Genomic DNA, 17,087 nt, shown 5'->3' on the forward strand with positions numbered 1-17,087 from the left:
TGTCGGCAAACTGCGAAATACGGATCAATTTTGCTTGAATTGCATGCAAGTTGTCGGCGTCGATGAATCCGCAAGAGCAACAAGGGTAAACTTCGGTGCCCGTCCGGGCGGGTCGACTGCGGCTCGTGCTGGGAAGTGCGCGGCTTCGGTGCCTCCGCGCGCTAGCAGTCCGCACCTAGGGAACACCGGTACGGGACGCGGTCACGGGCGATTCGGGGGCTCGTGACCGCGATCTCGTACTTTATCCAGTCCGGAGTGACGCCGGTGGCCTGACCCGGTCTTTGCTTTTTGCATGGGGGGCCTTATACTTAGGCGGTAATTGTTGGCGGTGCGGTAGGCACTAGCGGTTTGAGGGGCGGAAGCGGTGAAGACGGGAACAATCGTGAAATACGACGGGACCAGAGGATTCGGTTTCATCGAACCGGATGCTGGCGGTGAGGACGTGTTCCTGCATGCGTCCATCCTGGACGAACAACTGAAGCAGGTCCTCCAAGGTGGCATGCGGGTGCAGTTCGAGGAAGCCTCCAGCAACCAGGGCACGAAGGCCGTGGCTGTGCGGTTGCTCGGTGCGGTTTCGCAAACACCGGCGGCGCAGGTCCTGGGCGTGAAACAGGAACGTGACGACGAGGAGCTGTGCGAAGTTCTGTCGGCAGCCGAGTTCTCCCAGAAGATCACGGATGTGCTGATCGAGGCTGCGCCCAGCATGACGGGCGGGCAGATCCTCCAAGTGCGCGGGCAGCTCGTTGCGTTCGCGCAGCGCAACGGCTGGGTGGAAGCCTGACGGCGCACTGAATTAGAACCGTATGCCCGGCCGGGACGCAGAGTGTCCAGGCCGGGCATACGGCGCTGAGCGCCGTATTATCAACGGCTCAACGGCTCAACGGCTCAACGGCTCAACGGCTCAACGGCTCAACGGCTCAACGGCTCAACGGCTCAACGGCTCAACGGCTCAACGGCTCAACGGCCCAACGGCTTTGGGCTCAGGCCGGCCAATCTTTCTGTCTCCCACTGAGCCTTTTCATCTTGGTCGATCCGCAGCCGCGACGCTGGAAGTCCGACGGTACGAGGCTGCCGCAAGCGGCGTAGCAGCCTTGGCTCATCCTCGCAACCGACACCGCCGGGGGTTCTCAGCGGTCTTCTCGCGAGGACAGCCCGGACGCCGCGTATTGGTCATATACAAGTCCTGGTCATACACAAATCCGGGATTCCACAGCCGAGAAGGCCGCTGAGGTTCCGCTTCCCGCACCGCAACGCAAGAAGAGGTTGGGCAGCGCTCATTGGGAGTGCATTTGTCAAGAGGTAGTCGAGCACTCATTGCGCGAATGGGCACGGCAGCGGTGGTTTAAGGTGCTGAATTTCCTCGTGCGTTTGTTCGGACTCACGGCTGGTCCTTGAATAGTTCGGCAATCGTGTTCGCCGGCGGCGTCGTGCCATCGCGCTCAGATGAGCGCAATTCTGAACGGTGCCGGCCGACGCGGGGAGGAAGGTGCGTTGCCGATGCGGGCTGCGATCATCAGCCAGCGGCGGGCGATCAGCGTGGGTGAGATACCTGATCCGGAACCAGGCTTGGGGCAGGTTCAACCAGGTCGAACGCTGGTTCGGCGAATTGACCACCAAACTCCCGTAGACACCGCGCCGGGGTGGCTCCACTGAACGTGCCAGCTCAGGGCGTCCAGAGCCATCTGCCCCATGTCCCTCAGTACTCGGCCGCAGTCGGCTCCGCCGACAGGGCACACGAGCCACACGCGCCCGTCGATCACGGTCACGTGCAACCAGGGTGTCTCAGTTACCCGTGCATGCAGACCCATACGCACCATCCCAAATCGGACAATCGTGGTGAACGTGAGTATAGACCGAGATCGCGTTGAACGTGGTAGACGGCAAGCAACCACCTGAACGGGTGCATACGGTTGAACCGTGGCAAACGAGTACCTCACGACTGGACAGGTGGCGAAGCGGCTGGGGATCACGCCGAGCACGCTTGCTCGGTATGTCCGAGAGGGTCTGCTACAGCCATCGTTGACGCTGCCGAGCGGTCATCACCGCTGGTTGTGGGATGACGTTGTCCGCCAAATGCAGCAGCAGCGCGAATAAGTAGGCCCGCAAAGTGCGCGATGTTAAAGAAAGCGCCTTTGTGTAGTCCTTGATCCCATTACGGTCACTTATGGGTGGAGTGATCACGGAGGGGAGACGTTTACGCCATGACAGGACCAACCGGGTTCGAATCTATGGTCGGTCAACTCGGCGGTTTACAGCAGCAGGCGCAAGGACTACGCGCAGCGGTTGACTCGGGCCAGCTGGTCATGGACCCAAAGGCTACCGAGGCCGTTGCGAAGGTCTACGAAGGCAAGGCAGACGAGTTGGCCTTTCTGGTCGCGGATACAGATGATCTCATCGCGCATGGTGCCTACGGCGACTGCTACATCGGTCGTCAACTGGGAGATAAGTTCCGGCTCAAGGTCGAGCATCCCGAAACCGGAGTTATCGCGATGGTGCGGAAGATGCAGGAGATCCTTAAAGGCATGGCTCAGGCGTACCGCGACTCAGCGCGCGAGATGGCCAACACCGACGAAGAGCACGCCCGCAACCTCCGCAAGTAGGGGATTCTGATCTGATGAGGACCATGCGTAGGACACGATCCGCTGTTGCCTTCGGCCTGTTTGCTGTGGCAGGGCTCCTTCTCGCCGGATGTGGTGGCGGAGGAGGCAGCTCCGAGACCACTTCAACGAGCGAGGTACCGAAGTCTTCTTCGCTGGCGAGCTTTGACCCGTGCACGGTCTTGACCCCCGACGAGTTGCGTTCGTTCGGTGTCGATACGGACATGAAGAAGGACGCAGACAAGGGCCTAGGAGACGTGGGCTGCAAGTTCATGGGAGACCCGTTCGTACTGGGACTCACCAAGTCCGAGAACGACGATCTTGCGGCTTGGGAGCAGCGGCGAAGCAACTTCGACAAGCTTGAGTCGAACACGGTCGCGGGTCGCAAGGGCCTCGTGGGTATCACGAACGGATCGACTGGCAAGGGTGTCTGTCGTCAGATCCTCGAAGCTGGCAGTGGATCGGTAACAGTGCAGGTCACGTACACCGACCCGGAAACCGGCAAGGCCAAGGACCCGTGCGCTGACACGATGAAGGTTGCGGAAGCGGTCGCGCCGAAACTCCCGCAGTGAATCGACGCTGACAGCGGCCCCGGGATCTTGCTGTCCGGGGCCTCGTCACTGCCTAGCGGGTGCAGGCTGGCTGGATAGCTACCCCCGGGTTGCGTGTAAAACCGGTAACCGTGTACGCGAAATCGGCACCTCACCCGCACGTGGAAGGCCGGTTTCGCGCGAAATCGGCACCTCACCCGAACCTGCACACACACCCCCACAGGCCCGGCGGCACCCGTCCTTGCAGCTCGCACAGGGGGCTGTGCGGGCTCGCCCCCTCGAGGCCGAATGCCCGACTATCTCAGAGCAACACGTCGACTGAGAGACCATCACGCGATGGGGTAGGCGCTCACGCACGCCGCTCGGCGAGTCCGCTCGACCTGCGAGCGCCGCTAGGTAGGATCACTGCCGGGTCGGCCGAACCCGTGCACAAGAAAGCGCCCGTACCCCGGTACTAGGCTTATCGGGGTACGGGCGCTTTTTTGTGCGGTCAGCCCTGCGGGGTGTCGAACCGGTCGGCCTTGATTCCGTTCAGGAAGTGGCCCCACGCGGTCAGGTCGAACACCAACGTGCCGCTAGCCCGGTCCTTGGTGTCGCGCACGCCCGCGAAACCAGGCGCCCCGCCGATCTCTACGCAATTTTCCTTTTCACTGCGGGAACTCTTCCGCCAGTTATCGAAATGCATCTCACTCCTGACTCTCATGCTTGTTCACATACGAAGCAATGGCCTCAAGCGAGTCGTCCTGATTTAAGGCGACTTCGTCGAGTATTTCAATCGCGTCAAGAAACGGTTGTACGTCCTCCTTTTCGGAGAGGAATGCGCCCGAGTGGCGCTGTTCTACATGTGCGACCGGCGAATCGCGGATGAACTCGATCACCGAGAAACCGCCCGACATCGCCGTGTGTGCACCAGCGGAGAACGGGATCACGCGGGGTGTGATGTTCGGCCGCTTTGCTGCTGACGTGATGTATCGCAACTGCTCGGCCATGACCGACGGACCGCCAACGCTTCGCGCGAACGCGGCCTCATCGAAGTACGCGATCAGCTCGACCGGGTCCGACTGAGTCAGGATGCCCTGCCGAACCTGACGCACATTGACGTACCGCTCGATCTGGTCAGCTTGGACGCCGAGTTTCGGCAGCAGTGCGCGCGTGTAGGCCCGCGTTTGCAGCAGTCCCGGAACAAGCATCGTTGTTGCGTTGGTGATACGCCGGGCGCGTTGTTCGGCGTCGATGAGCGCGGTGTTCTGCGCCGTTAGTTCAAGCCCGACTTCCCACCATGCCGGCTGGTCGATTTCTCGCGCGAGCTTGAGAAGTCTCTCGCGGTCTTCGCCCTTGACGCCGACGATCGCTAGTATTGCCGAAAGGTCCGCTTCCGAGGGTGTGAATTTGGCCAGCTCGCAGCGACTCACCTTATTTTCTGACCAACCGAGTTTTTCGCCGACTTGGCGCATCGATAGTTGCGCGTGCTTGCGGGCGGCGCGCAGCTCTTTCGCTAGCGCACGTGCGCGGGGCGTGGCGGTCGTCATGTGGCCACCTTAGAGCTAGATCAGGCGTCGTCAGAGCACGGCCGGTTAGGAGTCGTCACCTGATCGTACCAACGAGGACTACTTGCGAGTCTCGCACGATGTTTGAGAGTCTCTCACGCATCGAAAGAGCGCCGCCCAGGTGGAGTCCCGGTCGTCAATCGCTGTCGGCAGGGAACGGCGGTGCCGTCACTGAGGGGAGCGGCCCAATGCCCGATCGGAATGAGGTTGCCTGGCTTGCCATGCTCGAGCTCGCGCTGATCACTCTCGGCTGCGCAGCCGCCTCGGTCGCCCCTCGGCGGCACGGGTCGGTCGCGGAGCATCTGTCGGACTGGTGGGTGATCGCCCGCGGCCTCGTCAGCGGTCGGCGAGCCCGGCTGCGGCGGTTGCTGCACCGAGGCGGTGCTCGCCGTGGCTGAAATCGCGATGTGGCTGGTCCTGCTGTTGTGCCTCGTCCTGATGTGGGCGCCAACAGTGATCGACCTCGCCGAAGAGTTCGCCGACCTTTCCCCCGCGCACGAGAAGCAGCGCAGCACGCCACGCAGCGCTGACCGTGCGGTCCGGGCGCGTGGCGACCGCGCCCGATACCCCGAGGCCGCACGGGTGCGCGGGGCCTCGCCGAGTGGTTGCTGCCCCCGTGCTGCTCGGCGAGACATGCCAGCAGCGGACACGTGTCCTGTCTCCGTGTCCGCTGCTGGTTCCCAACGCGGCGGGCGGCACCGACTCAGGAGGCGACCGGCATGACGACGGTAATGCTCGCCCGCAACCGCAACGCACCGAGCCTCGATCAGTACGAGGTGCACGCCTATCCGCTGAACTTCGACGACGACCCGCCGGCGATTCTGATAGCCCCGTGCGGGCACCGGCTTGCCGTCACGGATGCCGAACAGGTCGACCGGTTCATGGGTGCCGTGCCTGTTGCTGGCGTTCGGCCGCGCCGACCGTGCCGCCGACGCTTCCCAGCCACCGCCCGAGCTGCCCGACGAGCTCGCGGCGAAGCTGTCCCCCTGCGCGGAGGTGGGGCGTGAACTCCCGGCTGCCAAGTCCGCGGTCTTTTATTCCTACGGGGTCGCGCTGCGCGGTGAACACGCCTCGCACCTCGTCGGGCCCGACACGGTGCGCGGTGCGCTCGACGGCCGCGACGTCGTGCAAACGCTGTGCCGTCACCTCGCGTGGGGCCCGATGGCCGAGCCGGTTGAGGGGTGGCCGGTCTGCGACGAGTGCGAGCAGATCGCGTACGGGGAGGCGTAGGCGTGCACACCGCCCGAGAACGCACCGGGATTCTCTACGTCGGATACAGCGTGTCGTGGTCCGGTGATCTCGCCGACGACCTCGCCTCGTCGCAAGCAGAGCCCAAGCGATCGCTCGCTGAGCGGAAAACACCGGAGACCGCCGCGCTGGGGGTCCTCAAGAGCCGAACTCCGGTCTCCCGCGAGGTGCTCACCGAGCTACTCGACGCGCTGCATCGTCTCTAGCACCGCGCCGATTCCACCTGCACTCACCAAGGCCCACATCCTCGGAACGAACAAGGAGCGCACATGCCACCCAATCAGTCCACAGAGGACGTGCCCGCCGGTGCGGCGGTTCCGGGACCAACACCACGGCCGGTCCCGGTCCCCCGTTAGGTTGCTCGATGTGGAACGGGTCGTTCGCGGCCGACGTTGTCTCGCCGACGCCCAGAGGGGCAGTGATGGGTCACGATCGCCCACGGCGCGAGGTGGCTGCGGCCGTCGGACGCCCGTCCCGCAAAGAGAAAGGCGGCCGGAACCGGGATGAGGCAGAGATCACGGTTGCTCGCGCTCATGCGCGGGTCGCCGATTCGCGCCGTGAGTTCCATCACCAGATTTCCACGCGCACCGGCCTTCAGCTACAGGCCGGTGAGGAAATCAATACGTGACTTACGACAAACGCGTATGCGGCGCCCTCCTATTTGGCCGCCACGCTCGCTTACGCGAGCCGAGAGGTTGGCGCGTCCGCAAGTCGTCCGCTCGCGGGCACGACGTGTCGGTGTCCTTTCTGCTCTGGGGAACGCGGGGAAAGACCGCGAGTGAACATTTGTCGATTGGCTTCGGTCGGTTTGGTGAAGTTGGATCTCAACGGCCTTGATGGTCTGGCATCTTCGGTTGCGTGGCCGACCGATCGGAGGAGGTAAGACCGTGTCCAACGTTGTCAGTGTGGACGTGGAGCACCTGCAGCGCATGAGCCAGGAGCTCCGGGCCACGGCCGACGAATTGAGGGCGCGGATTCTGAAGTTCCAAAACGAGGCGGAGAACATGCGCGGAGCGTACGGCGCGACGCCGGACGCCGTGGAATCCGAACGGGAGTACCGGGAAACCACCGCGCAGACGCTGGAACAGCTCATGAAGATGCACCGCGAAGTCGTGGAGATTGCCGACGCCTTGGAGGACGAGGCCAGGCACTTCTCCGACGTGGACGCCACGGCCACAGAGACGGCCGACAAGACCTGATGAAGGACGCGAATTAATGTCGCAGGACGCGCTGGCCGAGGTCGGTCTCCGAAACCCCGGAGGTGACGCGCAGGCTCTGTACCGCAGTGCCCAGGGCTGGGCCGACCTGTCAGCTTACCTGTGTGAGTACAGCGCCCGTGTAGGAGAGATTGCCGGCGTCGGCCTGGAGAAGTGGACGGGTGAAGCGGCGGACGCATTCACCGACCGCATGCGGGGGGTTGTGCATCGCGCTGAACGAATGGCGCAGACCACGGAGGTGGTGGCCGCGCAGCAGGAGCAGCACGCGAGGAAGCACGTCAGGGTAACGCAAATCATCGTTGAGCTGGCTGTTCTGATCGCCGCGACGTTGGCGTTCTACGCCGCAGCAGCCATGTTTCCGGCACTGCTGGCCTGGGCACAGGCCTGGCTTGCGTATCTGGTCAGCACTGGCGTCCGCGTGCTGCAATTGCTTGCCCAGGCATTGAGGGTATTGGTGGACCTCCTGGTGCGTACCCGCACGTGGATTGCCGAGGTCTCGCAGCTGACCTGGAAGAGCGAACGGCTCAGCGTCGGCTACGGCCGGATGCTGGTCGAGGGCGTCCGCGACATGGGGATCGACTTGGCGGCGAACCTGACGGCGTCGGGTCTCCTGGGCAAGAAGATCGACCCGGCGCAGGTGTTCATCAGCGCTGGAGTCAGTGGTCTGGGCGGTGCGTTCGTCGGCGTTCTGGAAAAGAGCGGTATCTCGAAGGTGCTGGACGATGCGGGCAACGCGAGACGCGGGTCCGACGGCCTGCCGGAGTTCGTCACCTTCGACAGCCAGGCCAAGAACTTCGTCATGAAAATGGGCCCGACACCGAGGCAGAAGCCGCCCAATCCACCGCCTCCTGAGTCGGAACGCTTGCTCGACAACGTCAAGACCGCGTACGACAACGCGGCGAACCTCGGCGTTAAGGACACGCCCGATGCAGGCAGGCGCCTCGCCGACGAGCTCACCCTGGCACGCAACAACCACAGGAACGCGCTCGCAGAGCACACCACGGCCGCCGACGAACTCTCTCGAGCCGTTACTGACGTGGCGACGCGCGAACGCGCCGTGTTGGTGCACCGCGAGGCGGTCGACCAGGCCATGCACCGGGTCGACGCCGCCGGCACGACGCTCGACCTGTACCGGGCGTCCGGCAACCCGGAGTGGATTCAGGACGGCGTTCAGCAGCTGGACGCTGCCCGCCGCGCGCTCGCCGAGGCCTCCGGAGGTCTGCGCGAGGCCCAGAACGCACTGGACACCTCCCGGCAGGGCCTCCTCGAATGGCAGCGGAACGCGCAGACCGCCAGAGACGCTGTTGCGCGCAGCGAAGCCGCTCACGACCTCGCGAGATTCCAGGCTGACGCCTGGAACCAGCTTGACGCGGCCCGCATCGCCGCCCGTGACCAGACCACCTTCCGCCAGCGGCTGGCGTTCGTGCGAAATAACAATGCGTGGGGTGCCTCGTTCGGCTCGCGCAATAGCTGGCAAGAAATTCTCTTCTACGATGTCCCGAAGGATGCCATCAACGGTATGACCAGCGGCGCGGTAAAGTCCGGCATCGAGGTGGCCAGGGGCAACGGCCAGCCGGGTGACATGTGGAAGGGCGTGCTGCTGCAGGGAGCGACCGGCGCGCTGCGCGGCGGGGTCAATTCAGCGGCCAGCAACACGGCGTTCCCGAGGTCGGGTATCGGAGAAACGCTGTGGAAGACCGGGAGTAAGACCGCAGACATCCACGCGCGCTCGTACATCGATACGAATACCTACGGAAAGGCATAGGCGGGTTATCACCGCAAGGATGTATCGCGGATGCGCCGTCCGCAGGGCGGGCAGGAAGCGCGTCAACTTCCGCATGAGGTGGCATCGCCAGCCTCCAGACTTCCTTGAGCCGCTCTCGCAAGTGTCGCTCTCGCAAGCCTGGAGGAGCATCGCAGAGCGGCAGTCCGCTTCGTCGGCGTGATCCACCGACAACGCTTGGCTTGGCGGCCGAACATCGAGTGCCGCAGCGCCGCTGTTGTCGACCAACCTGATCGCGTTCACCACGTACCTGGCTTGTGCTTCGAGCATGAAGATCACGGATGTATGGGTGCCAGCGGTGTTCGGCCCGAGAGGACGGTGTCAATTTCGCGAGAAATTGACCGTCACCCGGGTGAACGTCAATTTCTCGCGAAATTGACACCCCGGATGCCCGGGTGCCGACGATCACGGCCTTGGTTCATGCGATCCTCTCGGGGCCAACCCGCTCACGCTGTCGCGGTTGCCTGTCCTGTTCGAATCCTTAACGTTCCGGGCGTGCTCTCGGTAAGGGCCTGTTGATGAATGGTCTGGGTGGGTGGTCGCTTAGCGGAACCTGAGAGGTTCCCTGGACTGCGGGTGCCCCTCCTGATGTATGTCCAATACGCGGCGGAGGGGCCGTCCTCGCCAGGAAACCTCTCAGAACCCGCCGATGGTCGTCTTGGCAAGGTGGCTGCAAGCGGCTACGCCGCTTCCAAAGGCGCGGACGGCATTCGCCGACAGGCACTAAGAGACCACGCCCGGGGGTGCGAACCAAAGGGCAAAGAAGCCATGCCTATGAGGCATCTTCCGGAAGCGGCACCTGTCGCTCCGCGGCCGCATCGTGTAGCGCTTTTCTGTAGGCATCACGCATTTGCGCCATGTGGAGGTCGCGAAGGTGGCGCGCCTGTGCTGTCGGCGCTCGGTCGCCCGTCCGCTGGATGGCCGGCCTACTGGGGTGGCCGGCCTACCGGGGTGGCGGCGTGGGGCAGAGCTCACCAACTTGCCGAAGTGTCCCGGTGCTCGTCGTGAGCTTCTTGGGTCGCATATCAGCCGAAAAGCCGACGAGATTGCGCTGCCTGGACGAGTAGGCAGGAAAGGTTGTCGGTTCAGGCAGCTTCGGGATGGTGACGTTTCGTCCGCCGCACCAAGGTCCCTAGCATTTTGGTGTCCGGGTCGGACTGGGCCGGTTGTGGCGCAAGACGGTCCGCACGGGGCGTCCGGGGCGGTGCCAGCATAAGCGGCTGGGCGGACCAAGTGGGTTCGCGGCCCGGCCGTAGACAGGGAGACTCGCCATGCATTTGGAAGTTGAGCCGGACCCGAACCCGGCCCCGAGCCTCGGTGCGGTCACGATTCTGTCGGCGTTCATCGATCTCCACGAGCGTGACATGGACCGCGAGCTCTTCGTCTTCGTCGACGACGACGGCCGCGATGCCGAGTCGATGACGGTGCGCCGGTTGGCTCAAGACGCGCAGCGGGTCATGTCGCTCCTGGAAGGAGAGGGCGTCCGGCGTGGCGACCGGGCGTTGCTGGTGTACCTGCCATCGCTGCATTTCATCAGCGCGTTCCTCGGCTGTCTGGCGTGCGGAGTGATTCCGGTTCCGGTCGCACCGCCAAACCCGCTGAAACTCGCGCAGGACACCGGGGCCTTGGCGGCTATCGCCACCAGCTCCGGCGCGCGTGTCGTGCTCACTCACGATGCCTACCAGGGGACGATCGATGCGGCGTTGAGAGCACGTCCATTGCCGCCCGGAGCGCCCGAAATGCCCGGGATTCCGTGGCTGGCCACCGATTCACGCCACGGCGGCGAGGTGGACGTGGTCGAGCCGCGGCATTGGTACAACCCGGCAGACCCGGACGAGCCGGCCTTCTTGCAGTACACGTCCGGATCGACCGGGTTCCCCAAGGGCGTGATCGTCAGCCACCGCAACATCGGCCACGAGTTGCAGTTCCTGGCAGCGGATTTGGGCCTGGGCGACGACGCGGTCGCGGTCACCTGGGTTCCGCATTTCCACGACCTCGGACTGATCAGCTTCCTGCTGAACACCATCGCGGGGCACTCCGGGCGGACCTACGTGATGTCTCCGCTGAGCTTCCTGCAGCGGCCCTCGGTGTGGTTCGACGTCATGTCCCGGGTGCGCGCCACGCACACCTCGGCGCCGAATTTCGCCTACGACCTGATGGTCCGCAAGACGACTCCGGAGCAGCGCGCCGAATGGGACCTCAGCTCCGTGCGAATTCTCGGTTCCTCCGGAGAAATGGTGCTACCACAGACCATGGAGCGTTTCTGGAACGCTTTCCTACCGACCGGAGTGAGAACTGCGGTGTTCCACCCCGGTTACGGCATGGCCGAGCACACCTTGAGCCTGAGCATGGGCAGCGGTGGTCAGCTGTGGGTGGACAAGCGCGAGTTGGAGAAGGGCCGGGTGGAGCCGGTTGAGGCCGACTCCACCAAGGATGCCGCCGGTTTCTATGGCAGCGGCTGGGTTACCAAGGCGGATGCCAACGTTCGCATCGTCGATCCCAACACCGGCAAACCGTGCGATACCGGGCAGGTGGGGGAGATCTGGGTCGACTCGCCCACGAAGGCCCTTGGGTACTGGGGCCTGGCTGATGAGACCCGCGAGACTTTCCGTGCTCGCGTCTCCGACGGGGACCCACGCGAGTATCTGAGGACGGGTGATCTCGGCTTCTTCCACAATGGAGAGTTGTTCGTTACCGGTCGACTCAAGGAACTGATTATTGTCCGGGGCGATAACTACTATCCGCAGGACATCGAGGAGTCCGTTCGCCGGTGTCATCCGCTGATCCGCCCGGGTGGGGTTGCCGCGTTCTCGGTTCCCTCGGCTGGATCTGGCCAGGGCGAGCGGTTGATCGTCTTCGTGGAAACGGCGGATGGCGAGCCTGCTACCGACACTGCCCGGGAGGTCACCCAGGTGGTCCGTCGCACGGTCCGGGATTCCTACGGAATCGCATGCGACAAGGTGGTCGTGGGCGCACCGGGACTGGTGCTCAAGACGACCAGCGGCAAGGTGCGCCGCGCCGCGTGCCGCACGCAGTACCTTCAGCGTTTAGAGGAGCAGCCCGATGCGTAGTGAACTTCTGGCCCCGGGGCTGCGGATTTGCACCGGGCCGGATGATCCGCGACTGCACGACGTCGACGCGGGTTTCACCGCACTGCTCCGGAAATTCCAGACCGCGGTGACCTCGACCGGCAAACGCCTCTTCCACGGTGCGGGCGCTTGTGTGCGCGGGCATGTCGAGTTCGTCGACGGCGCCGGGATCGCCGTGCACCCGTTCTTCGCGGCGGGCAAGCGGTACCCGCTGATTGCCAGGTACAGCAACGGTGAATCGCCGGACGACATCGCGCCCGGAACCCGCGGTGTGTCGCTGCTGTGGTTGGATCCCGATGGTTCCGGGGAGCCGCCGTTCAATCTGACGCTGAACACCGGTCGCGCACTTTTCGCCGGCAACGCCGCGGCCTTCGTGCGCTTCCTGCTGGGAAACGATCAGGACCGCCAGGACATGGTGCGGGCCAGCCCGCGTGCCGGGGAACTGCTGTGGGAGCAGGTCCGCGATCCGGTCTCGTTCATGCGGTACCACTACCACTCGCAGGCGCCACGCGTGCACGTGGACGCCACCGGGCGTCCTTGGCTGGCGCGTTACCGGCTCGTACCGGCGGAAGACAGCTCCGACTGCGGACAGCACGTCGCCGGCCATCGCCTTTTCCCGCCCGTGCCACCGCATTTCCTCCCCAGGTCTGCTGCTGATCGGCGACCGCCGACTGCCCTCCGGGATGAGCTCGTCGAGCAGGTTTCGAACGGCGGATTCGGTGCGCTGCTGCAAATCCAGCTGCATCCGGTGACCGACTCCACCGACGGAAATCAGGCCGCGCTCGATCCATCGGTCGTGTGGTCTGCGGGATTCCACACGATCGCGCGAGTGCGGTTCGACGCCGTTCTCGACACCGAGTCGGCGAAAGCCCTGGTGTTCGACCCTGCTCAGGCGCCGGAAGGTCTTGGCATCGCGCTCGCCCGGTCGCCGTTTGAAGCGGCCTCGGTGAACCACGCCCGTGCCCTGATCTACCGGAAAATGCACGCCGCGCGGACGGCGCCGGTTGAGGCCACGGTTGAGGCCAGGGGCACCCGTGACCAAGTAACCGGGTCAAGGGGGCCCCTAACCTCAACAGTTTGTGTCGTCGGTGCGGGCCCAAGCGGGCTTACTGTCGCGCGTGAATTGGAGCGCCTCGGGCACACCGTGGTGGTGTTGGAGCGCGAGCCGGTCGTCGGAGGTAAGGCCGTCTCAATCGACGTCGACGGGCGTGCGTACGATCTGGGCGCCCACATCTGCACACCGCGCTACGAGCGGTTTGCCGAACTGGCGGCAGAATTCGGTGTCGACACTGAAGAAGCCACAGCGACCTACGAATATGACGCCGACCGGTGGTTTCGCAGATCGCCGGGTGCGGCATTCTTCCGGAGGTCGGAGTTCTCCCGGTACACGCGACTGCGGGAACAGTCCTTTTCGGGCATCGCGACGGCCGGTCTGGCGCACTCTGCAGGGTCGTTGGCTCAGCCGATATCGGAATGGGTGGTCGGCAACGATCTCCTGGGTATGACGGATTCGCTCGGATCCGGTTATACCGCCTCGGGATACGGCTATCCGCACGACGATGTCCCTGCGCTGTACTTCGTGAAACATGCCGAGATGACCGGTCTGGTTTCCCTTGGTTCGCGAACCACCGGCCATGCCGGACCCTTCACGGTATCCGGCGGCTTCGGGAGGCTGTGGCAGCGGGTTGCCGACAGTCTTTCCGATGTGCGCACAGGTACGCGCATCACATCGATCGAACGCGCATCCAGCGGCGTCGTCGTGCACACCGATTCCGGTCCTGTACATGCGGATTCGCTCGTCCTGTCCGTTCCGCTCGACCAGATCGTCGACGTGCTCGACGCCACCGCCGACGAGCGGGATATCGCGTCGAGGGTTCGCACGATCGACTACTACACCGTGCTTTGCCGGATTTCCGGACTGCCCAGAGCCGGCATGTATCTCGTGCGCTCCAAGGAGGCGGCACCGCCACCTGGCCACTGCGTCGCCTACCACAACCGGTATGCCGACACGGACGTCTACACCTGCTACTCCTATGGGGCGCACGGCCTGGACACCGCGGACATCGTCCGGCGGCTTCGTGCTGATGTGGCCGCGATGGGTGGTCAGGTTACCGAGGTGCTGGTCGCCGGACGATGGCCGTTCATGCCGCACTTCCGCGCCGCGGATCTCAAGGAAGGTGTTCTCGATCGCCTCGAGCGCATGCAAGGAGACCGGCAGACTTACCACGTCGGGAGTCTCCTGGGTTTCGAGTTGATCGAGACCAATGTGGCTTATGCTCAGGATCTCGCGCGCCGCTACTTCGCAGCTGAAGTGGCCGGCGACAGCCGCGGGCAAGGCCGGCGCGGCGCACCGCGATACCAGGTGCGCTCCGGTGCCGAGCTGCTGGAGTGGCTGACTCGGCAGCTCGCGGCCGATCTCGGCCGTCCCGTGGCCGAGATCGACCCACAGGCCCCACTGGATGACTACGGGCTCGACTCGCTGACGGCCACCGGGCTGCAGGCCGAGCTATCCGACTGGCTGGGCTTCCGCGTCCCGCCAACGCTGTTGCTCGAACATCCCACGCTGGAAGCGGTTGCACACCAACTGGTCAAGCTGATGGACGGTGAGCACGCCGACACACGTGAGGTGGAGCGGAAACCGGTGTTGGCCGTTGCGCTGACTCCGCCACGGCCCTTCTTCTGCGTCGGCGGCGTGGTCGGAGCAGCGCATCACTTGCAGGCGCTCGCCGATGATCTGGGCCCTGGATACCCGTTCTACGGGCTTCAAGCCCCCGGGTATGACGGCGGCGAGCCGGCACTCAAGACCGTCGAGGAACTCGCCGACCGGTACCTCGAGGACATTTACGCGGTCCAGCCGCGTGGTCCCTACGTCGTCGGTGGCTACTCGTTCGGTGGTCTGGTCGCGTACGAGATCGGCTGCCGGTTGCGGCGTGATGGGGCAGAGGTCGCCGAGGTGGTGGGGATCGACAGTTACCTTCCGCGCGGGGGGCAGACCGCCCCGGTTTGGGATGAGCGTGCCGCGCTGGAGGAGCTGGTGGCGGTGCACCGGGCGATGTCGGGAGCCCAAGGGGATGCGTTGAAGGTGGATCCCGCACTGACGTTCGCCCAGTGCCGTGAGCTGGTCAGCAGGGAGCTTCGGATCACGGGCGCGGCAGCGGCCGATCGACTACTCGATCGGTTGTTGCCGGTGTTTCAATCGAATCTGGAGGCCAACATCGCCTACCGGCCTCAGCCGTCTGATCTGTCGATGACGTTGCTTCGCGCTGTCGAACCTTTTCCGCCGGTGTCCGGCGAGGCGCGGCGACCAGCGATACCGGTGGGGGATCCTCACAACGGCTGGGCGTCGGTGCAGATGGCTCGACTGCGCGTGCATGAGGTGCCCGGCAACCACTTCACCATCATCGGCGGGGCTGACCTGCGCGGGCTGGCCGCGACCTTGCGGAAAGTGCTCGACGAGACGCTGCTGGAGAACTGATGAAGATGTCCTCGACCACGGCCCCCAGCGCCATGCAGCCCGCAGCGCAGGAGCCGCTTGCCGACGTGGTGGCAAGGATTCGTGAAGAAGTTCGGATCGTCGCGACGCCCGACAACGGAATCGGCGCCATCGTCGGCGACCCGCGCGGTCGGCGTGTGCTGGCCACCTTGCCGCCGCTGTACCCGGAATGGCTGGGTGACAGGTCCTTCAACGAGGTTCATGGCACGCGGTTTCCTTATGTCGCGGGCGAAATGGCGAACGGAATCGCAACCGCGGAGCTGGTGATCGCCATGGCACGAGCGGACATGCTCGGCTTCTTCGGCGCCGCCGGTATCCCCGTTCCCAAGGTGACGGCGACGGTGCAGAACCTCCGGAAAGCGTTGCCGGGCCGGCTGAACTGGGGAGTGAACCTCATCCACGCGCCACAGAATCCGGCGTGGGAGAGGCACCTGGTCGACATGCTCCTCCGGGAGCAGGTGCCCGCGGTTTCGGCCTCCGCGTTCATGGATCTGACTCCGACCGTGGTCCAGTTGGCAGCATCCGGACTGCGAACAGACCGCAGTGGCCGGATCGTCCGCGGGACACGGCTGTTCGCGAAGATCTCCCGCCCGGAGGTCGCGGAGAAGTTCATCGCCCCGGCACCGCAGCGCCTGCTGGATGAGCTGGTCGTGAATGGCCGGATCACCGCTGACGAAGCCGAACTCGCCAAGCGCGTCCCCGTGGCCGAGGACATCACCGTGGAAGCCGACAGCGGTGGGCATACCGACAACCGGCCGCTTGCATCGTTGCTGCCCCGGATCATGGAGCTGCGCGATGCGTTGAGCACCCGCTTCCGGCACGGGCGCAACGTTCGGATCGGTGCTGCGGGTGGCCTCGGCACGCCCCACGGTGTCGCGTCGGCCCTTGCCGCCGGAGCGGCCTACGTGCTCACCGGGTCGGTGAACCAGACTTGCCTGGAGGCCGGAATCTCGGGGGAAGCGAAGGAAATGCTCGCGGCAGCCGACATCGCGGACGTGATGATGGCACCAGCCTCAGACATGTTCGAGCTTGGCGCCAAGGTGCAGGTGCTCCGCAAAGGCACCATGTTCGGCCCGCGTGCGAACCAGCTGTACCAGATCTACCGGCAGTATCGGTCGTTCGACGAAATGCCCGCCCGGGAGGCCGAAAAGCTCGAACGTAGTGTGCTGGGCGCCACGATCGCGGACATCTGGGCGGAGACGCGGCGCTACTGGCTGGAGCGGGATCCTGACGAGCTTTCTCGCGCCGAGGCCGATCCGAAACACCGCATGGCGCTGGTATGCCGGTGGTACCTGGGCAGGTCGAGCTGGTGGGCGATCCATGGCGAGACGACGCGCCGCGCCGATTACCAGCTCTGGTGCGGGCCGGCAACGGGAGCGTTCAACCGCTGGGCGGCCGGCAGTTTCCTCGCAGACCCTGCGAACCGCAGTGTCGTGCAGGTCGCCCGCAATCTGCTGGAAGGTGCGGCGGTGGTGACCAGAGCGCACCAGCTGCGCACCTACGGAGTGCCGGTCCCCGCGACCGCTTTCCGCTTCACGCCGCGCAGGCTGACGTAAGAACCC

General features: G+C 64.7%; 14 protein-coding genes. 12 read left to right on the forward strand and 2 right to left on the reverse strand.

Features of this window, described 5'->3' with window-relative positions:
• Nucleotides 1-382: 382 nt before the first annotated feature.
• The 4 genes from DL519_RS43755 (at nucleotide 383) to DL519_RS43770 (ending at nucleotide 3,169) form a co-directional block, all read left to right on the forward strand.
• On the forward strand, nucleotides 383-781 hold the full coding sequence (locus tag DL519_RS43755; RefSeq protein ID WP_223840165.1) for a cold shock domain-containing protein: 399 nt from the start codon (nucleotides 383-385) through the stop codon (nucleotides 779-781).
• Nucleotides 782-1,917: 1,136 nt separating this feature from the next.
• The gene (locus tag DL519_RS43760; protein WP_190823607.1) at nucleotides 1,918-2,094 is read left to right on the forward strand and encodes a MerR family transcriptional regulator; all 177 of its coding nucleotides are present in this window, start codon (nucleotides 1,918-1,920) and stop codon (nucleotides 2,092-2,094) included.
• Between the two features lie 134 nt (nucleotides 2,095-2,228).
• Entirely contained in the window at nucleotides 2,229-2,600 is a 372-nt protein-coding gene (locus tag DL519_RS43765; RefSeq protein ID WP_190823608.1) for a hypothetical protein, read from the forward strand.
• Nucleotides 2,601-2,614: 14 nt separating this feature from the next.
• Nucleotides 2,615-3,169 carry a DUF3558 domain-containing protein gene (locus DL519_RS43770; protein WP_190823609.1) on the forward strand — a complete coding sequence of 185 codons (555 nt, stop codon included), beginning with the start codon at nucleotides 2,615-2,617 and terminating at the stop codon, nucleotides 3,167-3,169.
• Between the two features lie 469 nt (nucleotides 3,170-3,638).
• Here the strand turns inward: DL519_RS43770 and DL519_RS43775 are convergent, their stop codons facing one another.
• Together DL519_RS43775 and DL519_RS43780 are read right to left on the reverse strand one after the other, a co-directional pair.
• A complete protein-coding gene (locus DL519_RS43775) occupies nucleotides 3,639-3,833 on the reverse strand; it encodes a DUF397 domain-containing protein (protein ID WP_190823610.1) in 195 nt (64 codons plus the stop codon).
• Nucleotide 3,834: 1 nt separating this feature from the next.
• Complete coding sequence (locus tag DL519_RS43780) at nucleotides 3,835-4,677, reverse strand: helix-turn-helix domain-containing protein (RefSeq protein ID WP_190823611.1); 843 nt, start codon at nucleotides 4,675-4,677, stop codon at nucleotides 3,835-3,837.
• 206 nt (nucleotides 4,678-4,883) lie between these two features.
• Between DL519_RS43780 and DL519_RS43785 the strand changes: the two genes are divergently transcribed.
• The 8 genes from DL519_RS43785 to DL519_RS43820 all read left to right on the forward strand — a co-directional run bounded on the left by DL519_RS43785 (nucleotide 4,884) and on the right by DL519_RS43820 (nucleotide 17,081).
• Nucleotides 4,884-5,093, forward strand: a complete 210-nt coding sequence (locus DL519_RS43785; protein ID WP_190823612.1) for a hypothetical protein — start codon at nucleotides 4,884-4,886, stop codon at nucleotides 5,091-5,093.
• A 487-nt stretch (nucleotides 5,094-5,580) separates the two neighbouring features.
• Nucleotides 5,581-5,925, forward strand: coding sequence for a hypothetical protein (locus DL519_RS43790; RefSeq protein WP_190823613.1), 345 nt, complete (start codon nucleotides 5,581-5,583; stop codon nucleotides 5,923-5,925).
• Nucleotides 5,926-5,927: 2 nt separating this feature from the next.
• A complete protein-coding gene (locus DL519_RS43795; RefSeq protein WP_190823614.1) occupies nucleotides 5,928-6,149 on the forward strand; it encodes a hypothetical protein in 222 nt (73 codons plus the stop codon).
• Nucleotides 6,150-6,830: 681 nt separating this feature from the next.
• The gene (locus tag DL519_RS43800) at nucleotides 6,831-7,142 is read left to right on the forward strand and encodes a type VII secretion target (protein WP_190823615.1); all 312 of its coding nucleotides are present in this window, start codon (nucleotides 6,831-6,833) and stop codon (nucleotides 7,140-7,142) included.
• 16 nt (nucleotides 7,143-7,158) lie between these two features.
• Nucleotides 7,159-8,925, forward strand: a complete 1,767-nt coding sequence (locus DL519_RS43805; protein WP_190823616.1) for a hypothetical protein — start codon at nucleotides 7,159-7,161, stop codon at nucleotides 8,923-8,925.
• Nucleotides 8,926-10,214: 1,289 nt separating this feature from the next.
• A complete protein-coding gene (locus DL519_RS43810; protein WP_190823617.1) occupies nucleotides 10,215-12,014 on the forward strand; it encodes a fatty acyl-AMP ligase in 1,800 nt (599 codons plus the stop codon).
• Nucleotides 12,007-15,507, forward strand: a complete 3,501-nt coding sequence (locus tag DL519_RS43815) for an FAD-dependent oxidoreductase (RefSeq protein WP_190823618.1) — start codon at nucleotides 12,007-12,009, stop codon at nucleotides 15,505-15,507. Before DL519_RS43810 ends, DL519_RS43815 begins: the two co-directional genes overlap by 8 nt.
• Nucleotides 15,507-17,081, forward strand: coding sequence for a PfaD family polyunsaturated fatty acid/polyketide biosynthesis protein (locus DL519_RS43820; RefSeq protein ID WP_190823619.1), 1,575 nt, complete (start codon nucleotides 15,507-15,509; stop codon nucleotides 17,079-17,081). Before DL519_RS43815 ends, DL519_RS43820 begins: the two co-directional genes overlap by 1 nt.
• Nucleotides 17,082-17,087 lie beyond the last annotated feature (6 nt).

The organism is Saccharopolyspora pogona, from assembly GCF_014697215.1.
GTDB classification, from domain to species: Bacteria; Actinomycetota; Actinomycetes; order Mycobacteriales; family Pseudonocardiaceae; genus Saccharopolyspora; species Saccharopolyspora hattusasensis.

Bases quoted from the DNA above. Each gene is read 5' to 3' on its own strand.
- DL519_RS43770 (WP_190823609.1), top strand. From the start codon at position 2,615: ATGAGGACCATGCGTAGGACACGATCCGCTGTTGCCTTCGGCCTGTTT.
- DL519_RS43805 (WP_190823616.1), top strand. From the start codon at position 7,159: ATGTCGCAGGACGCGCTGGCCGAGGTCGGTCTCCGAAACCCCGGAGGT.
- DL519_RS43785 (WP_190823612.1), top strand. From the start codon at position 4,884: ATGCCCGATCGGAATGAGGTTGCCTGGCTTGCCATGCTCGAGCTCGCG.
- DL519_RS43775 (WP_190823610.1), bottom strand. From the start codon at position 3,833: ATGCATTTCGATAACTGGCGGAAGAGTTCCCGCAGTGAAAAGGAAAAT.
- DL519_RS43765 (WP_190823608.1), top strand. From the start codon at position 2,229: ATGGTCGGTCAACTCGGCGGTTTACAGCAGCAGGCGCAAGGACTACGC.
- DL519_RS43820 (WP_190823619.1), top strand. From the start codon at position 15,507: ATGAAGATGTCCTCGACCACGGCCCCCAGCGCCATGCAGCCCGCAGCG.
- DL519_RS43780 (WP_190823611.1), bottom strand. From the start codon at position 4,677: ATGACGACCGCCACGCCCCGCGCACGTGCGCTAGCGAAAGAGCTGCGC.
- DL519_RS43815 (WP_190823618.1), top strand. From the start codon at position 12,007: ATGCGTAGTGAACTTCTGGCCCCGGGGCTGCGGATTTGCACCGGGCCG.
- DL519_RS43810 (WP_190823617.1), top strand. From the start codon at position 10,215: ATGCATTTGGAAGTTGAGCCGGACCCGAACCCGGCCCCGAGCCTCGGT.